The sequence below is a fragment of the Kribbella deserti genome (genome assembly GCF_042434725.1).
In the GTDB taxonomy this organism is placed as follows: domain Bacteria; phylum Actinomycetota; class Actinomycetes; order Propionibacteriales; family Kribbellaceae; genus Kribbella; species Kribbella deserti.
On record NZ_JBHLTC010000052.1, the window covers coordinates 1 to 22,024 of the forward strand.

Annotated in this window: 18 protein-coding genes; 8 read left to right on the top strand and 10 right to left on the bottom strand. The window is 67.8% G+C overall.

What is annotated here, in order from left to right:
- Positions 1-172 precede the first annotated feature (172 nt).
- Genes ACFFGN_RS35105 through ACFFGN_RS35115 form a run of 3 tightly spaced genes read left to right on the top strand, consistent with a single transcriptional unit; the run spans position 173 to position 1,784 of the window.
- The gene (locus ACFFGN_RS35105; RefSeq protein ID WP_380057266.1) at positions 173-601 is read left to right on the top strand and encodes a hypothetical protein; all 429 of its coding nucleotides are present in this window, start codon (positions 173-175) and stop codon (positions 599-601) included.
- Positions 595-828 (top strand): helix-turn-helix transcriptional regulator, encoded by a 234-nt coding sequence (locus ACFFGN_RS35110; RefSeq protein ID WP_380057269.1) that lies wholly within the window; start codon positions 595-597, stop codon positions 826-828. Before ACFFGN_RS35105 ends, ACFFGN_RS35110 begins: the two co-directional genes overlap by 7 nt.
- On the top strand, positions 825-1,784 hold the full coding sequence (locus ACFFGN_RS35115; RefSeq protein ID WP_380057272.1) for an NAD(P)-dependent alcohol dehydrogenase: 960 nt from the start codon (positions 825-827) through the stop codon (positions 1,782-1,784). The genes ACFFGN_RS35110 and ACFFGN_RS35115 overlap by 4 nt, the downstream gene beginning before the upstream one ends.
- Positions 1,785-1,859: 75 nt before the next feature.
- Here ACFFGN_RS35115 and ACFFGN_RS35120 read toward each other — a convergent pair whose 3' ends face one another.
- From ACFFGN_RS35120 to ACFFGN_RS35150, 7 genes are read right to left on the bottom strand one after another with little or no spacing between them, the layout of a single operon-like run.
- Positions 1,860-3,275: a DUF6923 family protein gene (locus tag ACFFGN_RS35120; protein WP_380057275.1), complete on the bottom strand. Its 1,416-nt coding sequence runs from the start codon at positions 3,273-3,275 to the stop codon at positions 1,860-1,862.
- A complete protein-coding gene (locus ACFFGN_RS35125; protein ID WP_380057278.1) occupies positions 3,268-4,035 on the bottom strand; it encodes a bestrophin-like domain in 768 nt (255 codons plus the stop codon). Before ACFFGN_RS35125 ends, ACFFGN_RS35120 begins: the two co-directional genes overlap by 8 nt.
- A complete protein-coding gene (gene ispH / locus ACFFGN_RS35130; protein ID WP_380057281.1) occupies positions 4,032-5,006 on the bottom strand; it encodes a 4-hydroxy-3-methylbut-2-enyl diphosphate reductase in 975 nt (324 codons plus the stop codon). Before ispH ends, ACFFGN_RS35125 begins: the two co-directional genes overlap by 4 nt.
- Positions 5,007-5,033: 27 nt before the next feature.
- Entirely contained in the window at positions 5,034-6,074 is a 1,041-nt protein-coding gene (locus ACFFGN_RS35135) for a family 2 encapsulin nanocompartment cargo protein polyprenyl transferase (RefSeq protein WP_380057283.1), read from the bottom strand.
- 17 nt (positions 6,075-6,091) lie between these two features.
- On the bottom strand, positions 6,092-7,492 hold the full coding sequence (locus ACFFGN_RS35140) for a family 2B encapsulin nanocompartment shell protein (protein WP_380057286.1): 1,401 nt from the start codon (positions 7,490-7,492) through the stop codon (positions 6,092-6,094).
- Positions 7,489-9,714, bottom strand: a complete 2,226-nt coding sequence (locus ACFFGN_RS35145; RefSeq protein WP_380057288.1) for a terpene synthase family protein — start codon at positions 9,712-9,714, stop codon at positions 7,489-7,491. Before ACFFGN_RS35145 ends, ACFFGN_RS35140 begins: the two co-directional genes overlap by 4 nt.
- A 4-nt stretch (positions 9,715-9,718) precedes the next feature.
- Entirely contained in the window at positions 9,719-11,140 is a 1,422-nt protein-coding gene (locus ACFFGN_RS35150) for a family 2B encapsulin nanocompartment shell protein (protein WP_380057291.1), read from the bottom strand.
- A gap of 392 nt (positions 11,141-11,532) precedes the next feature.
- Here ACFFGN_RS35150 and ACFFGN_RS35155 point away from each other — a divergent pair, with 392 nt between their 5' ends.
- The gene (locus ACFFGN_RS35155) at positions 11,533-12,600 is read left to right on the top strand and encodes a beta family protein (RefSeq protein WP_380057294.1); all 1,068 of its coding nucleotides are present in this window, start codon (positions 11,533-11,535) and stop codon (positions 12,598-12,600) included.
- Positions 12,601-12,614: 14 nt separating this feature from the next.
- On the opposite strand, the gene ACFFGN_RS35160 is transcribed toward ACFFGN_RS35155, so the two are convergent.
- On the bottom strand, positions 12,615-15,551 hold the full coding sequence (locus ACFFGN_RS35160; RefSeq protein ID WP_380057296.1) for a sacsin N-terminal ATP-binding-like domain-containing protein: 2,937 nt from the start codon (positions 15,549-15,551) through the stop codon (positions 12,615-12,617).
- Positions 15,552-15,647: 96 nt separating this feature from the next.
- On the opposite strand from ACFFGN_RS35160, the gene ACFFGN_RS35165 reads away from it, so the two are divergent.
- Positions 15,648-17,696 (top strand): prolyl oligopeptidase family serine peptidase, encoded by a 2,049-nt coding sequence (locus ACFFGN_RS35165; protein WP_380057299.1) that lies wholly within the window; start codon positions 15,648-15,650, stop codon positions 17,694-17,696.
- On the opposite strand, the gene ACFFGN_RS35170 is transcribed toward ACFFGN_RS35165, so the two are convergent.
- Positions 17,693-18,544, bottom strand: a complete 852-nt coding sequence (locus ACFFGN_RS35170; RefSeq protein WP_380057302.1) for a helix-turn-helix domain-containing protein — start codon at positions 18,542-18,544, stop codon at positions 17,693-17,695. The two genes, ACFFGN_RS35165 and ACFFGN_RS35170, sit on opposite strands and share 4 nt — an antisense overlap.
- Positions 18,545-18,674: 130 nt before the next feature.
- Here ACFFGN_RS35170 and ACFFGN_RS35175 point away from each other — a divergent pair, with 130 nt between their 5' ends.
- The 3 genes from ACFFGN_RS35175 to ACFFGN_RS35185 all read left to right on the top strand — a co-directional run bounded on the left by ACFFGN_RS35175 (position 18,675) and on the right by ACFFGN_RS35185 (position 21,492).
- Positions 18,675-19,646: an aldo/keto reductase gene (locus tag ACFFGN_RS35175; RefSeq protein WP_380057305.1), complete on the top strand. Its 972-nt coding sequence runs from the start codon at positions 18,675-18,677 to the stop codon at positions 19,644-19,646.
- Positions 19,647-19,684: 38 nt separating this feature from the next.
- Positions 19,685-20,278 (top strand): nitroreductase family protein, encoded by a 594-nt coding sequence (locus tag ACFFGN_RS35180; protein WP_380057307.1) that lies wholly within the window; start codon positions 19,685-19,687, stop codon positions 20,276-20,278.
- Between the two features lie 155 nt (positions 20,279-20,433).
- Positions 20,434-21,492: a hypothetical protein gene (locus ACFFGN_RS35185; RefSeq protein WP_380057310.1), complete on the top strand. Its 1,059-nt coding sequence runs from the start codon at positions 20,434-20,436 to the stop codon at positions 21,490-21,492.
- 55 nt (positions 21,493-21,547) lie between these two features.
- On the opposite strand, the gene ACFFGN_RS35190 is transcribed toward ACFFGN_RS35185, so the two are convergent.
- On the bottom strand, positions 21,548-21,937 hold the full coding sequence (locus ACFFGN_RS35190; protein WP_380057313.1) for a YciI family protein: 390 nt from the start codon (positions 21,935-21,937) through the stop codon (positions 21,548-21,550).
- Positions 21,938-22,024: the final 87 nt, after the last annotated feature.

Consider the following 22,024-nt stretch of genomic DNA (forward strand, 5'->3'; position numbering starts at 1 on the left):
CGTCACACCCTGCTCCTCACCCAATCGCCAACTGACTCACAACCAGCCTGGCGAAGAGGGGCTGGGCGTCACGGCCGGCACAGCAGCAGTGGAGTCGAGTAAAGAATCTTTGACATCGTGTCTAGTGTGCTTTACCTTCGAGATGTCAAAGTTCTTTTACATGGGAGCCGGGATGGCACACGAAGAGAAGCGCGCGTGGATCATGGCGATCGTCACGCTGATCGGGTACGGGGCGTATCTGATCGTCGTACTGGGACGCGCCGGCGACGGGCCGCTGGCCGGCGTGGCGTATGTCGCGCCGCTGCTGTGGAGCGTCGGTGGGGCCATCGTGGCCGCGATCGTGCTCAGCATCGCGGCCGATCTGGCCAGTGGCGGCAAGCCGGGTCAGAAGGACCAGCGGGACCGCGAGATCGGCCGCTTCGGGGAGTACATCGGTCAGTCGTTTGTGGTGGTCGGCGCGGTGACCGTGATGGTGCTGGCGATGGCCGAGGCCGATCCGTTCTGGATCGCCAACACGATGTACCTGGCGTTTGTGCTGTCGTCACTGCTCGGCTCGGTGGCCAAGATCGTCGCCTACCGCCGGGGGTTCCAGCCGTGGTGAAACCGACCAAGGTGACGAACTCGATCCGGGCGCTGCGGTTCAGCACCGGCGAGATGACCCAGGCCGAACTGGCCGACCGGGTCGGCGTCACCCGCCAGACCATCATCGCCATCGAGCAGGGGCGGTACTCGCCTTCGCTGGAGATGGCCTTCCAGATCGCGCACGTGTTCGGCGTACCACTCGATGACGTATTCCACTATCCCGACAGCGCAGGAGACACCTCATGAAGGCGATCGTCCAGGACACCTACGGAAGCACCACCGTGCTCGAACTGCGAGACATCCCTAAACCCACTCCCGAAGAGAATGAGGTACTACTGCGGGTTCGAGCCGCTGGTGTCGACGCAGGAGTCTGGCACTTGATGACGGGCCTGCCATACCTACTACGACTTGGGTACGGCGTACGCCGGCCGAAGCACGCCGTACGGGGTCGAGAGGTCGCGGGAAGCGTCGAAGCCGTAGGTAGCAACGTGACGCGCTTCCAACCGGGCGACGAGGTCTTCGGCACTTGCGAAGGCTCCTTCGCCCAGTATGCGGTCGCCCGGGTCGACCGGCTTTCCCTCAAGCCTGCCGCGACCACCTTCCAGCAGGCGGCTGCACTTCCGATCTCTGGCGGTACGGCGCTACAGGCGGTTCGAGACAGCGCGAAGGTCCAAGCCGGGCAGAGAGTGCTGGTGATCGGTGCGGCTGGTGGTGTCGGCACCTACGCCGTACAACTCGCTAAGGCCTTCGGAGCCCACGTAACCGGCGTATGCAGCACGAAGAAGCTAGAGCTGGTCCAGTCGATCGGAGCCGACGAGGTGATCGACTACACCCGCGACGAGCTCAAGGGTCAGTACGACGCAATCCTCGATATAGCGGGCAACCGACCGCTCAGGCAGCTACGCCGCCTCCTAACCGCCAAAGGCACACTCGTCATCATCGGCGGCGAGAACGGCGGCAAGTGGCTAGGTGGCACCGAACGCCTCCTGCGAGCCGCCCTCCTATCCCCGTTCATCGGTCAACGCCTCCTGGGCATGATCAGCTCCGAACGCGCCAAGGACTTCGACACCCTCGCCAACCTCGTAGAAAAAGGCGAAATCACCCCAGTCATCGACAGCGCCTACCCCCTGGCGGAAGCCGCCCAGGCCATCGACTACGTACAAGCCGCCAAATCCCGCGGCAAGGTCACCATCACGATCTAGTCCACCCCGGCAGGCGCACCTGCCGTACTCCCCAACGGTTCGGGGTCGGCGCTGCGCGTTGTGGATGTAGGTCGGCTAGTTGAACGGCCGGCGGTAGCGGCGGAGGCGGAGCGTGGCGGCTGCGCTGAGAAAGACCAGGACGATGACGGCCGTTGACCAGCGGCGTTGATCGCGGACCAGGTGCGGCGGGAGTTCCTCGGCGTCAGCGGCGGCGGCGCGTGCGTCGTACTTCGGGGACCACGGCGGTGAGGTTCCTGGCGCCGGGGTTGGGGACGGCGATCGCGTCGGAGTAGGCGATGGGGATGGGCTCGGCGGCAGAGGGCGCGGTGAGAGCGATGGGGACACCGGCGGGATCACCGGCGGCAGGACGGGCGGTATGACGGGTGGGCGCGCGGAACCGGTTGGGCGCGGAGTCGCGGTCCGAGGTGGCGCGGTGCTCGGTGGCGGCGTGGTGGGCCTGCGCGTCGGCCGCGTGGGTGGAACCGTCGGCACAGGCGGCGTCGTCGGCCTAGGCGTCGACGTGGGCGGCGGAGTTGGTCGCGGCGTAGCAGTCGGCCGCGGTGTCGGAGTCGGCCGCTGTGTCGGGGTCGGTCGCGGCGTCGGGGTCGGGGTTGGCCGCGGCGTCGGAGTGGGCGGTGGCGGAGGCGGCGGAGGCGGCGGGGCGGCAGCGCGGAGGCAGCCGGCGGCGTCACCACCTCGGGCAGAAGACCAGGAAGCGAGTTCCCGGGCCGACTTGGTCCGGTCCAGCCGGATCTCGAAGAACCGGCTCCGCTCTCCCCCGGCGGTGTGCACGGCGTACAACCGGCTTCCACCGATCACCACCGAGGTGTACGAATGCCGCCGCGGCAAACCCGGCAGCGACGCGATGGCCCGCAACTTGCCGCTGCGCGGATCGAGGCTCACCAGTTGCGCGGGACCGAACCCGACGGTCGTGAGGCCGTACAACAGCCCGGTCGCGGGATCGGCCGCGAAGTCGTCCACCGAGTGCACGAGAAGGCCTGGGGACAACCAAGCCACCTCGCGTACCTCGCGGAACGACCGGCTCCGCGGATCGATGTCGACCGTGAAGAGGCGATGACCGTCGCGCAGATACAGCCGCTGGCCGAGTACCGCGCCGGCGGTCGGATCGAACAACCCGTGGCCGCGCAGCGCGCCGAGATCAACGACGCGACCGCGTCGGTCGAGCGAGATCAAGTGCGGCCGATGCCGGATCTGCGCAACGCCGTACGACAGGTCCTGATCGCGCGCGTAGCCGATCGCGTTGATCTCGAAGTCGACCGTCGCCAAGTGCGTCGCCCGCCCGCTCGGCGCCTCGATCCGCCGCAAGACCGACGTGTGATGCGCGTTCTGCACCTGCAAAATCGAGCACCCCTCCGCAGCCTCGCCACGCTCCGCTGCGGCATCACTCCGCGCCGGCGCCAGCCACGCTGTCGCCAGTACGAAGGCACAGATTCCCGCGCCGGACCTGCGCGCGATCGTTGCCTCAACCACCTTGTTTGAGCCTTGCCAACGCCGAGACGAAGGCCTCGGGCCCAACACTCGCACCACCGCTGAACGGATTCTGCAACTGGTAGATCGCGAACAGCAGCAGGCCGATCGAGCCCGCGAGCATCGACACGATGATCGCGTACGAGAACACCTTCGGCCCACCGAACATGAACATCAACGCGATCGACATCACGCTGCCGACCATGATCGCGAACCACACCACCGCGCTCACGCCGTCGCTGGCCGCGTTCAGACGCTGTTGCCGGGCCTGGTACACCGTCCACACCCGGCTGGCCGCCTCGGACCGGCCGGCCTCCTGGCGATCGTTCTTGGTGACGGCGGTGTCGATCGTGCGCTGGATCTCGCCGAGCATGTCCCAGCCGTCGGTATCGACCGGCCGGCCCTCCCGCAGCGCGGCCCACTCCCGGTCCTTGACCTCGATCGCGTACGACCTGGTCAGCTCGTCGACCTTGCCCCGGGCCGGTTCCGGCAGCGCCGCGCTTGCCCACTTCACGCCGACCAGCGCGTTCGCCTCTTCGTAGGAGTTGTCCCGGGCCTGATCCATCGCGTCGAACAACGAGATCAGCACAAACGCGGCGATCACCACGTTCACCCCGCCGACGATCGTGAAGACCTGCCCGGCCAACTCGTTGTTGGCCTCGCGATTCTCCTTGTGCCGGACCTTTCGCGACACCACGGCCAGACCGGCGGTCGCGATCATCACCACGATCAGCCACAACGTTCCGCTCAGGTAAAGGCTCATCTTGTCCGCACCGCCGTCGGGAGAGTGAAGCGAATGGTCTCGCGGGTGATCCGGCGCTCGACCATCTCGAGCGGGCCCAACCGCTCCAGCGCCGAGATCACCCCGTTCACGAGTCTTGGTGGAGCCGAGGCACCCGCCGTCAGCCCGATCACCCGTACGCCGCTGAGCCACGCTGGGCGAAGGCCGTCCGCATCGTCCACCAGGTACGCCGGAGTGCCTTGACCACGCGCGAGTTCGACCAGCCGGACCGAGTTGGACGAGTTGGTCGATCCGACCACCAGCACCAGGTCCGCCTCGGACGCGATGGCGGCGAGCGCCTCCTGCCGGTTGGTGGTCGCGTAACAGATGTCGGCGGCATCCGGTCCGCGAAGTGCTGGGAATCGCGCGCGCAGCGCCGCGAGGATGCCGGCCGTTTCGTCGACGGACAAGGTGGTCTGGGTCAGGTAAGAGACGCGGGCCGGGTCGGCGACCTCAACCCGGGCCACGTCGTCGATCGACTCCACCAGAACGGTCTGCGCGGGCGCCTCGCCGAGCGTGCCCTCGACTTCCTCGTGCCCGGCGTGACCGATCAGGATGACGGTGTCCCCGCGGGCGGCGTACCGCTTGGCCTCGGCGTGCACCTTGGTGACCAGCGGGCAGGTCGCGTCCACCACGGTGAGGTCACGCCGTACCGCCTCGGCACGGACCGCGGGCGAGACGCCGTGCGCCGAGAACACCACCGTGGCTCCGGCCGGGACCGCGTCGAGTTCGTCCACGAAAACCGCGCCACGGCTCTCCAGTTCGGCCACCACGTGGGTGTTGTGCACGATCTGCTTGCGCACGTAGACCGGACCGCGCCGCTCGACCAGCAGGTGCTCGACCACCTCGATGGCCCGCTCGACGCCGGCGCAGAAGGATCGGGGCGCCGCCAGCAGGAGCGTGCGCGGTACGCCCGCGACGGCTGCCCAGTCCGGGTCGGGTTCAGTTCTCATTCGGGCCTCCTTTCGCTGTGGATGTGCTCAGTGGTCGCGTCGGGTGGCCAGCTGTGCCAGCTTTCCGAGTTCGGCCGCGGCGGATGTCACCGGATGCGCCCCGGCCAGTTGCTCCAGCGCCGACGCGAGCAAGGCATCGGCCTCCGCCTGGCTGCGGTGACGCGCGCCCGCCTGGTCGATCAGCAGCGCGGCCCGGGCCAGTTCGAGATCCGACAGCGGCAACGTGTCGTGGTACAGCGCTGCTAGTTCCCGGCCGGCGTCCGTGCCCGAGGTCAGCGCCGCCACCGCGGGCAGGGACTTCTTGCGCCGCCGCAGATCCGAGTGCACGGGTTTGCCGGTGACGGCCGGATCGCCCCAGATGCCGAGCAGGTCGTCGACATACTGGAAGGCCAGTCCGAGGTCCGCCCCGAAGCGCCGCAGTTGTACGACCTGCTCGGGCCGGCCACCACCGAAGGCCGCTCCGAGCGCACACGCCGAGCCGAGCAACGAGCCGGTCTTGAGTTCGGCCATTCGCACGCATTCGGCCAGCCCTACGTCGTTGCGGGTCTCGAAGTGCGAGTCCGCCAGCTGACCGTCCACCAGGTCCTGCACCGCCGTACCGAGCAGCCGCGTGCCCTCCTGCGCGGCCGGATTGCCACTGCCCGCGAGTACGTCGAACGCCAAGCCGAGCAGGGCGTCGCCCGCCAGGATCGCGGCGTTGATGCCGAACACGGTCCAGGCCGTCGGACGATGGCGCCGGGTGGTGTCCGCGTCCATCACGTCGTCGTGCAACAGCGAGAAGTTGTGCACCAGCTCCACCGCGACGGCCGCGGGTACGGCCAGGTCGGACAGCCCGCCGACCGCCTCCGCTGCCAGTAGGGCGAGCGCGGGCCGCAGCGCCTTGCCGCCGTCTGCCTTGGCCGGGCGGCCCTGCTCGTCCTGCCAGCCGAAGTGGTAGTTGGTGATGCGCTGGGTGGCTTGCGGCATGGTCGCGACCGCCGCGCGCAAGGCGGGCTGAACCTGGTCACGGCTCCATGCCAGCACCTCCTGCGCCGTGCGGCCGGTGGTGCCCGGTCTTGCCTCGGTCATCGCCATCGGTTCACCCCTCATCCGCCGAGTTCGACGTTCTCCAGGACGCCGAGGGCGTCGGGCACCAGCACAGCCGCGGAGTAGTAGGTGCTGACCAGGTACGAGATGACCGCCTTGTCGTTCATCCCCATGAACCGCACGTTCAGCCCTGGCTCCACCTCGTCGGGCAGGCCCGTTTGCCGCAGGCCGATCACGCCTTCGTCGTCCAGACCGGTTCGCATTACGATCACCGAGGTGGTGTTGGTCTTCGAGATCGGGATCTTGTTGCACGGCAACAGCGGTACGCCGCGCCACGAGTGCACCCGTTGGCCCTCCACCACGCTCGTCTCCGGGTGAATGCCCTTGCGTACGCACTCCCGCCCGAACGCCGCGATGGCCTTCGGATGGGCCAGCAGGTACCGCGACTTGCGGCGCCGGGTGATCAGTTCGTCGAAGTCGTCGGGCGTCGGCGGGCCCGTGCGGGTGTAGATCCGCTGCCCGAAGTCGGCGTTGTGCAACAGCCCGAACTCGCGGTTGTTGATCAGTTCGGACTCCTGGCGCTCCCGAAGCGCTTCGATCGTCAAGCGGAGTTGCTGTTCGGTCTGGTCCATCGGATTGCTGTAGAGGTCCGATACCCGGCTGTGCACGCGCAAGATGGTTTGAGCCACGCTGAGCTCGTACTCCCGGGGCGAGGCCTCGTAGTCGACGTACGTGCCGGGCAGGTCCTCCTCCCCCACATGGCCCGAGGCCAGTTCGATCGCGGCCTCTCCCGCCTTGTTCTGTGGAGGCTTCGGCCGGGTTCGTACGTCGTCCAGGTGCGCGCGGAGTGGTTCGGTCCGCTCGAGTAGCTCGGTCAGCGCCTGGCGGTTGAGGACCAGTGCGGTGCACTGGGTCGTCGCCTTCGCCGTGTACTCCCAGATGCTCTCGGGTGGATCCAGCAGTAGCTGCTCACCGAGGTAGTCGCCGTCGGCCGAGACGCCGAGCGCCGTGTCGTCGCCGTACTCGCCGATGCCGGTCTTGGAAACCTTGCCATGGGCAATCAAGATGACGTCGTCGATCCGGCTGCCGAACTCCACGATCACCTCACCGGGTCCGTACTCCCGCTGTTCGAAGGCGTGTGCGAGAGCCGTGAGCGAGTCCTCGTCGGTGAACTCCCTCAGCGGCGGCAGTTCGGACAGCTCGCGCGCGATCACTTCCACCTCTGCGCCGGTGGCGGCGAAGCTGAGACGGCCGTCGCCCACGGCGTACGTCGTGCGGCGGTTCACGCGGAACGCACCACCTTGGGTCTCGACCCAAGGCAGCACCCGGAGCAGCCAGCGAGGCGAGATCTCCTGCATCTGCGGCTTGGTCTTGGTGGTCGTCGCGAGTTGCCGCGCGGCCGCCGTACCCAGGCTGAGCTGGGATCGGGCCTCGTCCGTCGTACTGTCGATTGCCGTCACAATGCACCGTCCAATCTGAGGGCGTGGGCCACCCGCGGATGCCGTGGCGAGGGAATGCGGGCCGCCGATGTGCCGAGGCCCTTGGGTCCGGTCGGCAGCGCGTGCCGCCAGAGGTCGGCCTCCTGGTAGCGGTGACAGCCCCGGTGCCAGTTGAGGATTCCCGACATCCAGTACTTGAGTTCGTCGGCATAACCGGTGAGGACCCGGCGTACGTCGTCGTCCAGGCCGTAGTCGTCGAACAGCGCCGGCAACTCGACCGCCACGATGTGCTCGAACTGCTTCATCCGGGCGGTCATCAACGCGTTCACCATCGCGATCGCCTCGGCCTGGTCGCAGTTCAGGAAGTTCTGCACGACCAGGACGGCGTTGTGGATCTCGCCCTCGAACTGGACCTCTTTCTGGTACGAGAACAGGTCGTTCAGCAGGCAGGCGTAGTCCGCGGCCGAGTTCTCCAGCGCCCGGATCGGCCGGGTCCGGTAGATCTCGGGCGGTACCGTCCGGCCGTGGGCCAACCGGCAAAGGCTCATCGTCAGGTCGGACCCGAAGGTGCGCCGCCGCATTTCGATGTAGTCGACCGGGTCGGGGATGCGGTTCTGGATCTGGTTCGCCAGTTCCCACAACCAACTGTCGGTCATGGAGTCGATCGCGGCCCGGAAGGACCTGCGGGCCGGTACTGCCATCGGACCGGCCGTACGAACCCAGAGGTCTGCGAGCGAACGCTCCAACGGCGTGACCGGCTCCGGCGTCGCCTCCCCGTCCACCGGCATGAACAGCGAGAGCCGGGCGTTGGTCGCCTTCGCGGAGGCCAGATCCTTGGTCCGGCCGTACACGATCGGGTAGTAGTCGTCGGCGTACGTGCCCCAGGTGAGCCAGCCCGTCGTGATGTTGAGCTGCTCGGGCGTCGCTTCGGCGTCGATCGCCGCCGCGCACAAGGCCAGGTCGATCGCCTCCAGCTTGGCAGCGTCCCAGACCAGGCCGTCGAGCAGGCCCATCCGTTCGGACCACTCCATCATGTGCTCGCGTGCGGCCGCCTCGTGTGGACTCATGCGAAGCTCGTACGGCATGTAGATGTCCGGCAGGCTGGTTGGCCCGACCACGCGGTACGGAATGTTGCCGTGGCTGCGCATCCGGTACGGCATGGTCGAGATCAGCGAGGTCGCGATCCGGGCGGCCGCCGTACCCAGCCCGGCCGGACCGCCGAGCTGTGACCCGGCCGCCTTGCCGCCGTCGTTCATGTAGCGGCTCGATCGCAAGTGCCACTCATGACCGCCGGACTGCCAGTCCTGCAGGCCTTTCACGTAGTTCATCACGTCGAGCCACGCCTGCGGGCCCAGTTGGTGTTCTTCCAGCAGCGGCGGCACCTCGGTGAGAGCAGTGCTCTCGAATTGGTGCAGCCGTGACGTGAGAATGTCGTTCACGGTGTCCGCCGCCTGCTGCGGCGTACAGCCGAGGAAACGCTCGATGACCAGGACCCCGTTGTTGAGCTCGCCTTCCTGCTCGACCTCCCGCTGGTACGAGAACAGGTCGTTGCGCAGATGTACCGCGTCGGAGAAGGTATCGCTCAGCACCTGCATCGGCCGCGAGGACGAGATCTCCGGCGGCACCTGCGCGTTCATGGCGTACTCGACCAGGTTCGCCGACCAGGGCGCCCCGCCCACCTTGCGCCGCATCTCGACGTACTCGATCGGATTCGCCAGCCGGCCCGCGCTGATGTTGTTCAGCTCCCACAGGGATTCGGCCAGCAATGCCTCCGTCGTACCGGTGAACCGCCGTCGCCAGTCCATCGACATCGACGGCACCGTTCGCGTCCACAGGTCGGCAAGCCCGCGCTCGACCGGATTACGCGGCTCCTCGGTGATGACGCCGTCAAGCGGCATGAACAGCGGCAACCGGTCCAGGTAGGCCTTCGCGCCGGCGAGGTCCTGCGTCTTCTTGTAGAGCGCGAGGAAGTGGTCGTCGAAGTAGAAGACCCAGACGTACCAATCGGTGACCAGGTCCAGCGCCGGTCCGGTGGCGTCGGGATGGGTGTAGGCGCACAGCAACCCGTAGTCGTGCGAGTCGTAGTCGTGCGCGTCCCAGACCACCTTGCCCTCTTGGGGTACGTCGATCATGTCCATCTCGTAGGCCCAGGCCCGGCTGTGCGCGCGGGTGGCCTCCAGATGCGGATTCACGCGGGCCGGATACGGCACGTAGAACTTGGGCAGCTCGTACGGCTGCGGCATCGGACTAGCCTTCCCGGCCGATCTCGACGCCTTCCAAGATGCCGAGCGCGTCCGGCACCAGCACCGCCGCGGAGTAGTAGGTGCTCACCAGGTAGTTGATGATCGCCTTCTCGCTGATGTTCATGAACCGCACCGACAGGCCGGGCTCGTACTCGTCCGGCAGACCCGTCTGGTGCAGGCCGACCACGCCCTGGTTGTCAGCGCCGGCCCGCATCAGCATGATCGAGGTGGTGCGCGTCGGGCTCACGCCGATCTTGCTGCACGGGAACATCGGAATTCCCCGCCACGCGGGCACCCGGTGACCGTTGATCTCGATGCCGTCCGGGTAGATCCCGGCCTTGCTGCACTCCCGGCCGAACGCCGCGATGGCCCGCGGATGCGCCAGGAAGAAGGTCGGTTCCTTCCACACCAGCGCGAGCAGTTCGTCCAGGTCCGCGGGCGTCGGTGGGCCCGAACGGGTCGGGATCCGCATCCCCAGGTCGGCGTTGTGCAGCAGGCCGAAGTCCCGGCTGTTCACCATCTCGTGCTCTTGCCGTTCGCGCAGCGCCTCGATGGTCAGCCGCAACTGCTGCTCGGTCTGGTTCATCGGGTGGTTGTAGAGATCCGCCACCCGGCTGTGCACCCGCAGCACGGTCTGCGCCACGCTGAGCTCGTACTCCCGTGGTGACGTCTCGTAGTCGACGTACGTTCCGGGCAGCTCGGCCTCACCGAAATGGCCGGCGGCCAGATCAATGGCGGCCTCACCGAATTCATTTTGATCGCGGTCCGGGCCGCGGCGGAATTCGTCGATATGCGCGCGCAAACTGCCGGAACGCCGGATCAATTCCTCGAACGAGTCCTGCGAGAGCGTCAGAATCGTGCCGCTGGTGAGCGCCTTGACGGTGTATTCCCAGTAGTCCTCGCTCTCCAGAATCGCGGTATAGGTGAAATGGTCGCCGTCAGCCAGCACCGACAGCACGGTCTCGTCGCCGTATTCGCCGAGGCCGATCTTGTTCACCTTGCCGTGCGCGATCAGGCAGATCTGGTCGGCGGGGCGGCCGCGTTCCACGATGACATCGCCGGGCTCGAATTCGCGTTGCTCGAAACGGTTCGCTAGCTCGGTCAGCACCTCGACGTCGTCAAAACCCCGCAACAGCGGCAATTCGCACAATTCCTGCGGCACCACGCGCACCTCGGCGCCGGTGGTGGTGAAGGTCAGCCGCCCGTCGCCGACGGCGTAGCTCAGGCGCCGGTTGACCCGGAACACGCCGCCCTCGACCTGCACCCACGGCAACAGCTTGAGCAGCCAGCGCGAGGTGATGCCCTGCATCTGCGGCTCGGACTTGGTCGTCGTGGCCAGATTCCGCGCGGCCGCGGTGCCCAGGCTGAGTTGCGGCTGCGGCCTTTCGTTTTCGAGGCCTGACGCTGCCGGCTCGGTCAAAGTCACAATACCCACCACCAATCATCACGGTGCACAGGAAAGATTTCGCCCACGCTGAAGCCACCCACGGCGAGTGGGCCAGGAAAAGGTTTTGGTTTCAGCAGCAGAATGCTCACGGCACGCGCGCCGGGACCTGGCCAGATCGCGGCGTTGTGCGGCACGGTCGGGATTCACCCGGATGACCCCATTCATCCGGATGTAACGTTCAAAGTCCTCCGCATCGCCCCAGCGACCGAAGGTGACCAAACCGTACCTGACGATCACGCTCAGCCGTCAAGAGTCACCCCAGAGTAATTCTCCTGGCACCGCCCACGCGCGGTTAGCGGATGCGACCCGGTGAAACTTGACCTAGCCTGAGCACACACAGCGACGAGTCACTAACCGTGATCGGAGGCGCGATGACCACTCCCCCGGACTTCAACGCGCTGATCGCTCTTCGCGCCAAACAAGGCGAGCTCGACGCGTTGAACGCCATCGAGCACGCCCACCAGCTGCATGCGCTTCAGCCCTTGCTCGAACTCGACGGCTCGAAGGACGCGCCCGCGAGCCAGCTCGCCCGCCTCGTCCCGGTAGTCCGCCGGCTCGAAGGCCTCGGCCGCCACGTCATGGTGGATTGCGCCGAGACTCCGGCGGACACCGTGATCGGCGCGGGTGCGAGTGGTCTCCTCGGCGAACTCGCCGACGAGCTGTCGTATCCGCGGGACTTGTTCGACGACCAGCCCGTCACCTTCATACCGGTCGTCCGCGATGACGCCAGTGACGCCCGGCTCGACGGCATCAGCCTGTTGTGTGAACACCTCGACCTCGGCGCGGCCGTACGGGTTCGGGAACCGCGGATCAGCCGGGCCGCGATCGAGCGGATCCTGGACCGGCTGCGGCTGGACCCGAGCGCGCTGGACCTCATCATCGATCTTCGCTACCTGGCGAAGATACCGCCAGGATTGATCGACGACGCGGCCGCCACCGCCACGGCGTTCAGCGAGTTCGGCACGTTCCGGTCAGTGACCCTGTTGAGTGGGTCGGTCCCACCGTTCCTCAGCAAAACCTCCGCCTGGTTGGAACCGCGGCTGGAAGAGGTGCTGTGGCAACAAGTCGCCGCGGCCAGTCCCGTACCGCTGAAGTTCGGCGACTATGGCGCGGTCCATCCGTTGGGCGGTCCGGGATTCCCCAGTAAGCACGTGAGCGTGAAGTACGCGCGCCCGGCTCACTGGCTCTTCGTGCGGGAGCGGATGAACGAGGCCGATCCGGTGGTTCCGGCTTCGGCCGACAATGGGCCGCGGGCACGGACGTTCCGCATGGTCTGCCGGCATCTGGTCGAGTCGGGTGACTTCGCCGGCCCCGACTTCTCCTGGGGAGACCGCCAGATCGCCGACGCCGCCGACGGCCAGGGCCGCGGCCTGGGCTCCACCAGCGTCCCGGTCGCCTACGCCACCTCCCACCACCTCGCCTACCTAACCGCCGCCTGAACAGACTCTTGCGTTCAGTCGAAGGTGGTGGTGATGGTCAGGGAGGGGAGAGTGGTGGGGTCGGTTAGGGCTAGGGAGATGACGTGGCGGTGGGACCAGTGGTTGGCGGACCAAGCGAGGGCGTTGGCCAGGCCGTCGGTGGTCGCGGCGTGCGGGGCTCCGGAGGCGTCGACCCACCACGAGACCTCGACACCGTCGACAAGCAGCTCTTCGTGCTCCCACCAGGTCGCCGGAAGCTCCGGGATGAGGCGGCGGAGCTCGGCCGGCACCTCGGCCGGAACGCCTTTCCCGCTGACGATTCCCGCCGCCGCGTCCTGGGCCATCGGAATATCCAGCAGGTCGCTGAGGCCGTCCGCCGCCGGACCGGTCGCGACCAGGAAACCGCCAAGATCCGTACGTTGCAGCCACATCGGCGCGTCCACCACCACGGCGTTGCCTGCGGCAACCGTTCGGGTGGTGCCGTCGCCGCCGAGTACGCGAACCCGGTCGGGTAGTTCACTCGGATAGGCCGTTACCGCGCCGAGCTGGGCCCATAGCCGCAGCATGGTCGTCTCGTCGACCACCCGGTCGGGATCCACCAACCGGTTCAGCACCACGCCGACACCGGCCGCATCCAGATCCGCGACGGTCCGAACCAGCCCAATCGCCGTACGGACCTCGGCGTCGAGTCCAACCGCCCATTCCGGCGACGGGTCCAGCAGGGTGGCCAGGGCCGGATCGGCCTCGGGATCGGCGCGTCCGGTGAGTGGCCCGTCCTCGAGATCAACCTGACCGCGGATCCACCACGCCGTGTACGAGGGAACGTCGAACGCCCGATCGTCCGGACCGACCACCCGCGCCGGGGTGACCAGCGCCGGGCGCAGCGCCGGGTCGGATCCGATGACGGCGAGGACCCGTGGCCAGGCATCGTCGACGATCCAGTCGAGATCGCGAATGGCGGCCACCTCGCCCGCGGTCACGCCGTACGGCGAACCAACCGTGGCGCGGGCCATCTCCTCGGCCCAGTCCGCCAGCAGGTCGAGGTCGGTCAATTCCTCGGGCAACGCGTCGAACAGCACGTCCGACGCCGAGGCCACCCGCAACGTCCGTAGCACGCCCGCGGCCTCGAGCACCTCGCTGCCGAAACGATCGAGCAGCTCCCGCGAAACCGGCGCCACCTCTTCGTCATCGAGCACCGCCTCCGCGTCGGAGCCGGGAATGACCAGGGCGTTCGCCGGTACCAGCTCACCCTCGTCGTCGCGCAGGGCCAGGTCCGACAGCCACCAAGGGCTTCGGCCCGGATCGGCCGCCGCGAGGATCGTCAGTACGGCGGCCGCGATCGCGTCCGCGTCGTCCGCCTCGGCCGAGTGCTCCACCGCCGTCCGGACACCCGGATCGGCCAGGATCTCCCGCGGCCCGGCCGGAAGGGCCCCGAGCCGTTCGAGCGAGGGGTGTACGGCGTCGGGGTGAACCACGCGGACGCCGTACTCGCCGAAGATCGAGAGCGCCTCCGCGACCAGGCCCTCCCCCGGCAGCAACAGACCGCGTGCACCGCGGACCAGCCGGTCGTCGGCCAACGGGACCGGCAGCGCACCGAGGGCCTCACGCGTCAGCGGCTCGAGCACCATCGCGGACATCGCGGCGTACAGCTCGCGCCACCACTTCGGCGGCCGGTTCGCCGCGACGGACCCGAGCTGGTCGACCAGATCCGCCAGATCCAGCCGCCGTACGCCGAGCGGCTCCGGAGCGGATCGGACCAGGCCGCTCACGAGCGGAGCCAGTACGGTGTTGAACGAGTCGTCCGCGCGGGTCACCACGACGGCGTCGCGCGGCCGGATCAACGCGTTGTCCTCGACGGCCCGGAGCATCGGCGTATCGGGCAGCAGTTCGAGCACCGCCTCGCGCAGCATCCGGTCCAGCGGACCAGCGGCCAGACCGGTCGGAACCAGTCGATGCACGTCACCCGCGGGATCGGCCTCCGCGCGAAGCCGTACGAGTTCGGCGTACGACGCGGCGGCTTCCGCGATCAGGCGATCGGTCAGCGCGCCCATCGCCACGTGCCGCCGGGCCGGGTCCAGCGGGAACGACGCCAGCAACAACGCGGGCAGCGACAGCGGCTCGTCGGTCGGAGTGGGCGCGTGCACGACCGGTGGAACCGGGTGATCGGTCAGCGGCAGGGCCCAGACCACCGACCAGTACGGCCGGGCGCGTTCCTCGGTCGGGCGATCGGCGTACAGGGTCTGGTCGAAGACTCCCCCGGTGCGGTGCACGTACCACCGGGACGCCACGTCGGTGAGCACCCGCTCCTCGCCATCGACGTCGATCTCGATCCGCTCCAGGCCGGGCAACGCCAGCAGCAGGGCGTCGTCGGCGTCCGCGAGCAAACGCCGTACAAGCTGGTCGGCCGACTCGTCGCGCAATGGCAGCACCACGGCGGTGTCGTACCCGGCGGGCGGTTCGCCCTCAGCGGCGAACGGCAGTCGCAGCACCGGCACATGCCCGTCGCGACGGCGCAATTCGGCCTCCAGCGCAGGCGAGTCCGCGGCGACCTCGGCCACGAGCGCCGCCGAATCCGCCTGGGAGAACCGGACGCCACCCGTGCGTGACAACACGGCGGGCTCATCGGAAACCCCGAGTACGGCGGCGAAACCGACACCGAAACGGCCGACCGCGTCGGTGTCGTCTCGCTTGGCCGAGGCCCGCAGGGTGGCGAGTGACTCGACGCCTGCCGCGGTGAGCGGAGCGCCGGTGTTGGCCGCGACCAGAATCCCGTCGCGCAAGGTGAAGCGGATTCGGCCCGGCACTCCGGCCCGGGCGGCGGCGTCCGCGGCGTTCTGCGCGAGCTCGATCACAACCCGGTCGATGTAACCACCGAGGGCCAGATCCTCCTCGGCATTCGCGTCCTCCCGGAACCGCATCGCCGAGGACGTCCAGCCGGCCAGTACCCGTTCACGGATTCCCGCTTCACCCATCACGACCGCGAGTATGCCGCCTGTTCCCGCCACGGCCTCAATCGCGTCGCCAGCCGCCGCCCGGACCGGTAACGTCCTCGCGACGAAAGGATGACGATGGCGCTGGAGTTCCCCGCGGCGAGGGTCGATCAGGACAGCGGGTTCACCCTGCACGGCACCTGGTACGACGACCCGTACGCGTGGATGGAGGACCTCGACAGTCCGGAGACCCAGGCGTGGATCGACGCCCAGGAGGCGGTCTCCCACGGCGTACTGCGTGAACTGCCCGGCCGGGACCGGCTTCGCGCCGAGGTCGCCCGGGCCACGCGGCACGACCGGGTTTCGCCGCCGGCGAAGGCTGGTCCGAACGGCCGGGAATTCCGCTGGCAGGCCGGCGCCGCGGACGACAAGATCAAGCTGATGATGCGGCCGGACCGCGAGGCGTCGTACCAGGTGGTGCTCGATCCGAACACCTGGCCGAACGAGGAAGCCCTGGTCTTCGCCAAGCCGTCGCCGGACGGGCGGTTCGTTGCCTTCGGCAAATCGATGCGCAACACGCATGACGCGCTGATCCGGGTCCTCGACATCGCGAGCGGGGAACTGCTGCCGGACCGCCCGCGCGGTACGGCGCACGAATCGCTCGCGTGGCTGCCGGACTCGACCGGCTTCTTCTACGCCGCCGAACCCGACCCGGCAGACGCTGAGGCTGGGAACGCGGTCTACGAGCACCGGTTGCACGTTGCTGAGCCGGCCCGCCGGGTCTTCGGCGATGACCAGGGCAAGGACTACTGGTGTGTGGTCAAGGTCAGCGAGTGCGGGCGGTTCGCCGTTCTGACGATGTGGGATTTCGTGCACAGCAACGTCGTCTACCTGCTTCGGCTGACCGATCGCGAGCTGATCCCGGTCGCGCCCGAGATGCGATCGCTGAACCAGGTGCAGGTCATCGGCGACCGCCTGCTCATTCACACCGATCTCGACGCACCGCGTGGCCGTGCCTGTCTCGCCACGCTGGATCGTCCCACCGAATGGCACTCGCTGATCCCTGAGAAGACCGACATCCTTCAGACCGTCTCGGGCATCGGTGGGCGGATCTACGCGGTCTACTCGGCGAAGGCGTCGCACCACGTCCACATCCACTCGGAGGACGGGAGCCACCTGCGCGAACTCGAACTGCCTGCACTCGGCTCGGTCAACTACAACACCGGCGAGGGCGTTGCGAGTGGTGTAACCGGGTCTTGGTCCGGCGACGAGGTCTGGGTTCGATTCACCTCGTACGTACAGCCCGAGTCCTACTACCGCTACGACTTCGCTACAGACGCCCTGACGCCGTACCACGTCCCGGACGTCGGGCTGGACCCGTCGGACTACGAGACTTCTCAAGCCTGGTACGAGTCTGCCGATGGCACGCCCGTCTCGATGTTCGTAGTCCACCGCAAGGGCCTCCCGCGCGATGGAGATCGTCCAGTGCGTTTGAGCGGGTACGGCGGCTTCGGGATCTCCGCCGCGCCAGTGTTCTTCCCACTCAACGCGGCCTGGTTGAAGCTCGGCGGAGTGTTCGGCCACGCCAACGTGCGTGGAGGCGGGGACTACGGTCGCGAATGGCACGAGGCCGCCATCAAGACCAAACGGCAGAACGCATTCGACGACTTCATCGCGGCCGCCCGGTGGCTAGTGAGCTCGGGCTACACGCGGCGGGAACGGTTGGCCTCCCGCGGTAACAGCAATGGCGGCCTGCTGGTCGCGGTTACCGCGCTGCAAGCACCTGAGGCCTTCGGTGCGGTCTTCTGCCGGGCGCCAACGCTAGACATGTTGCGCTTCCCGCGATTCGGCCATCTCGGCTCGGCGACGGTCGAGTACGGCTCGCCCGACGACCCGGTCGAAGGCGCCTACCTGGCGGCGTACTCGCCGTACCAGAACGTGCGGGCCGATCGCGACTACCCGGTGATGGCGTTTGTGCCCGCGCTGAACGACCGCCTCGCACCGCCGTACGACCCGCTCAAGATGGCGGCCCGGATGCAGGCCGAGAACCACGTCGGCGGGCCTTACCTACTGCTACCGCTGCGCGATTCCGGCCACGGCGGCGGTACGACGCTCAGCGCGCAAGTGGACCAGGACACGGACGAACTGGCCTTCTACTGCTGGGCTCTGGGCGTGGCACCGGCTTAGCTCTCTTCGCGGATCGGAACTTCGTCCGCCTCGACTGGAGCAGGAGTGGCGGCCGTGAGACTGCCGAGCATGGCGAGCTTCTCGGTCATCTCGGCATTCGGCGAGCGGTAGACCTTGACCAGTAGATCGGGCGAACCGTTCGGCCGGAGCGCCTCGTAGTGCAGGTCGAGATCACCGACCACAGGGTGATGGAGGTGCAGGAACTCCGAGGCCTTGTCCAGCACCTCCGCCTTCGCCCACAGCCCGGCGAATACCTCGCTGCGCACGGTCAGTTCGCCCACCAGGGCCATCAACTCGGCGTGGTTCGGGTTCTGCCCGGCGAGCGCCCGCATCGACGCGGCGCAACTGGCCGCGGACCGGTCCCAGTTACGGAACAGGGTCGGGCCGTCCGGGTCCAGGAAGATCAGCCGGGCGATGTTGTCGCTGTGCTGATGGCCGCCGTACAACGCGGCGCCGAGCTGGTTCGTGGCGACGATGTTGTGGCAGCTGTCGGCGACAACGACGGGATGAGCGGGCCAGTCGTTGATCAGGGCGACCAGGTTCGGGCTGATCTTGCGTTGGCCGCGGGCGATCGGCGCGCTGGCGCCGGCGACACCGAACAGGTAGCGCTGCGCGTCCGGGTTGAGGTTCAGCACCCGGGCAAGCGCGCTCAGCACGCTCGGCGACGGGTGTTGCTCCCGGCCCTGCTCGAGCCGTGCGTAGTAGTCCACGCTCAGGCCGGCCAACGACGCGACCTCCTCGCGGCGCAGCCCCGGCACCCGGCGAACGCCGGTCCGCGGCAGATCGACCTGGTCCGGTGTCACGGCCGCCCGTCGCGCCTTGAGGAACTCCCCGAGCTGGTTGTTCATACGAACCATCGTAGGCAGGCTGTCGCGGCCTTCCCTGGGTGTGTCACACCCAGGGTGAATCGCACCGTTCTCCGCCTGGCCGGATCGCCCTAGCGTCGTAAGCACAAGCACCGAAAGGACTGGAAACACGATGATGCACATCTCGCTGGGCGGTCTGGACGTCTCCCGCCTCGGCCTCGGGGCCATGACCATGTCCGCCTTCTACACCGGCGCCAACAGCGACGAGGCCGAGGCGATCCGGACCATGCACCGGGCCTTCGAACTCGGCATCACGTTTCTCGACACCGCCGAGATCTACGGCCCGTACCTGAACGAGGAACTTGTCGGCAAGGCCATCGCCGGCCGCCGCGACTCCGTCGTACTGGCGACCAAGTTCGGCATCGTTTCGCACCACGGCGGTGGTCCGGGCGTGTTCGACAGCAGCCCGGCCAACATCCGGATCGCGGTCGAGGGTTCACTCAAGCGGCTCGGCACGGACTACATCGACTTGTACTACCAGCACCGGGTCGACCCGAACACGCCGATCGAGGACACTGTCGGCACGCTCGCCGAACTGGTGGCCGAGGGCAAGGTTCGCCACATCGGCCTGTCCGAGGCGGGTGTCGAGACGATCCGCCGCGCCCACGCCGTACACCCGATCACCGCCCTGCAGACCGAGTACTCGCTGTGGACGCGGGATCCGGAGGCGGAGATCCTGCCGGTGACGCGGGAGCTCGGCATCGGGTTCGTCGCGTACTCGCCGCTCGGCCGGGGCTTCCTGACCGGCGCGCTGCGGTCGACCGATCACCTCGCGGCCGACGACTTCCGCCTGCAGAACCCGCGGTTCTCCCCCGAGAACCTGGCGCAGAACCTGCGCATCGTGGACGAGGTCGAGGCCGTCGCGGCCGAGGTCGGCTGTACCCCGGCGCAGCTCGCGCTCGCCTGGCTGCTGGCCCAGGGCAACGACATCGCCCCGATTCCCGGTACCAAGCGGGTCTCCCGGCTCGAGGAGAACGCCGCCGCGGACGCGATCGAACTCACCCCGGCCCAGTTGGACCGCCTGAACGCGATCGAGCCCCCGGCCGGCGATCGCTACCCGGACATGACCCCGCTGGGCCGATAGCAGTCGCCGTACGGCGTTGGCGGTCATAGTCTCGGAGGATGGAATTCCAGGACGTGGTTCGCAAACGCCGTATGGTTCGCAAGTACGACACGGAACGCCCCATCCCACCCGACGCGGTCGACCGGATTCTGCACAACGCGGTCCGGGCGCCGTCCGGAGGTTTCTCCCAGGGATGGGGCTTCCTCGTACTCGAGACCCCCGAGGACATCGCGCGGTTCCGCGCCGCGGGTACGCCGGAAGAGGACGCGAAGAACTGGTTCTCCGCCACCTTCGAGGCGCCGCTGGTGATCGTCACGCACTCGAACAAGTCGGTCTATCTCGATCGTTATGCCCAACCGGACAAGGGAAAGACCGAGCGCTCGGAGGACTGGTGGCCCGCGCCGTACTGGGATATCGACACCGGTATGGCCGCGCTGTTGATCCTGCAGACCGCGGTCGATCTCGGCCTCGGCGCCTGCTTCTTCGGACTGCCCGTTGAACGCATCCCCGCCTATCGCGAGGCCTTCGGCGTACCGGACGAGTTGCATCCGATCGGGGCGGTGACGATCGGCTATCCGGCCGAGCCGCCGCGGAATCTGTCCAAGCACCGCAAGAGCACCGACGAGGTCGTTCGCCGGGGTCGCTGGAGCTGAGCTGGTTCGTCGCTGGAGGGCCGCAAACCCTTGTAGCCAAGCGTTTGCTTCCAGCGCGCGAGCGAAAATCCGGCAGCGGCGAAACCTTGTGATCGCTGTGTGTACATGCTCCCATCTTCTGAGTAACGACACTTTTCGTTTCCTGAGGGGGGAACATGCACAGATCAGTTCGCCACGTCCGCATCCTGGCCTGCATCGCCTTGCTAGCGGCCTTTTTCGGCTTCGTCCGGCCGGCGCAGGCAGCGGTTCCGGACGCCAAGGCCTGGGTGCTGTGGAACCAGACCAGCGGCGCCACCGTCGGCTTCGGCACCTGGCCGGCCAATACCACCGTGACCCCGATCGGCGTCGCCCGGTACCAGGTCCGATTCCCGGGGCAGGCGGCGCCGGGCGGGGTGGTGCACGTGACGGCGGTGCACGACGCGCCGCACTGGTGCCAGGCCGAAACCTGGTTCCCGTCGGGTGCGGACGAGATCGCGATCATCCGGTGCTATCGCGTCGGTGGCGCGCTCGACCCGAGCAGCTTCAGCGCGTTCTTCACCCGCTCCTCCGGCCCGTCGGCTTCGGGCCCGTACGGGTACGTCGACTCCCAGGCCAGCGGCGCGCTGGTCAGCTCGTACAACTCGGTGGGCGCGGCCAACGTCTCGACGCCTACCGGAGTCGGTTCGTGGCACGTGCGCTTCCCCGGTCTCGTGACGGGTGGCCCGCTTGACGGCAGCCTGCAGGCCACCGCGGTCAACAACGTCACCGGTGCACGATGCAAGGTTGGCGGCTGGTCCTCGAACGCGGGCGGCCAGGACGTCAAGGTCGCCTGCTTCAACTCTGCCGGCGCGCCGTTCAACACCCGCTTCACGCTGACCTACCAGCACAAGGTCTCGCTGTACGGCGCGACCATGCCGCCGAAGTACCACGGCTACCTGCTGAACCAGCCGCCGCTCGGCCCGGCCACGACCAACTTCAACTCGGTCTTCGGTTTCGGGGCCAACACGATCATGGCGTCCGGCCCCGGGCTGTCCATGGTGACGTTCCGCGGTATCGGCTTCCCGCAGAACACCGTGCAGGTCACGGCGTACGCCAACGGCTCGTCGTTCTGCGGTCTCAGCACCGCCTGGAACAACTTCACGCCGGACCTGATCGTGCGTAACGTCAACTGCTTCACCAACGCGGGCGCGCCGATCAACACCGGCTTCACCATCTCCACCAGCTCGATTCTCTGATCGCGTCGCTGCCTTGCGTTCATTCGCTGAATGAACGCAAGGCAGGGCTTTCAGGTCAGAGCAGGTTCTGCTCCTCGACCCGGTGCACCTCGACCGGCTGGTTGGCCGGCTTGCCGCCCTTGCCGGGGCAGATCGAGATGCGCTTGGCCAGTTCGAGCACCCGCTGCTCGCTGTCGACCTCGAGGATCCAGAAGCCGGCCAGTACCTCCTTGGTCTCCGGGAACGGGCCGTCGGTGATGATCGCCTCGCCGTCCGGAGCGGTGCGAACCGTCTTGAGCCCGCTCGGTCCGGTCAGGCCGGCCGCCCGGACCAGCTCACCTTTGGCGCTCAGCTCCTCGTTCAGCTCCTCCATGAAGCTGAACATCTTCTGCATGTCGTCCTCGGACCAGTTGGACATGTCGTCCCAGCCGTCCTTGTTCGCCGTCATCAGCACCATGTACTTCATCGGGTCGTTCCTCTCGGGTTCAGTATGCGGCTCGTTGCGGGAACGTCGGAGCCACCCGGCGGTTCTCGACACGTCCCTAGAAACTTC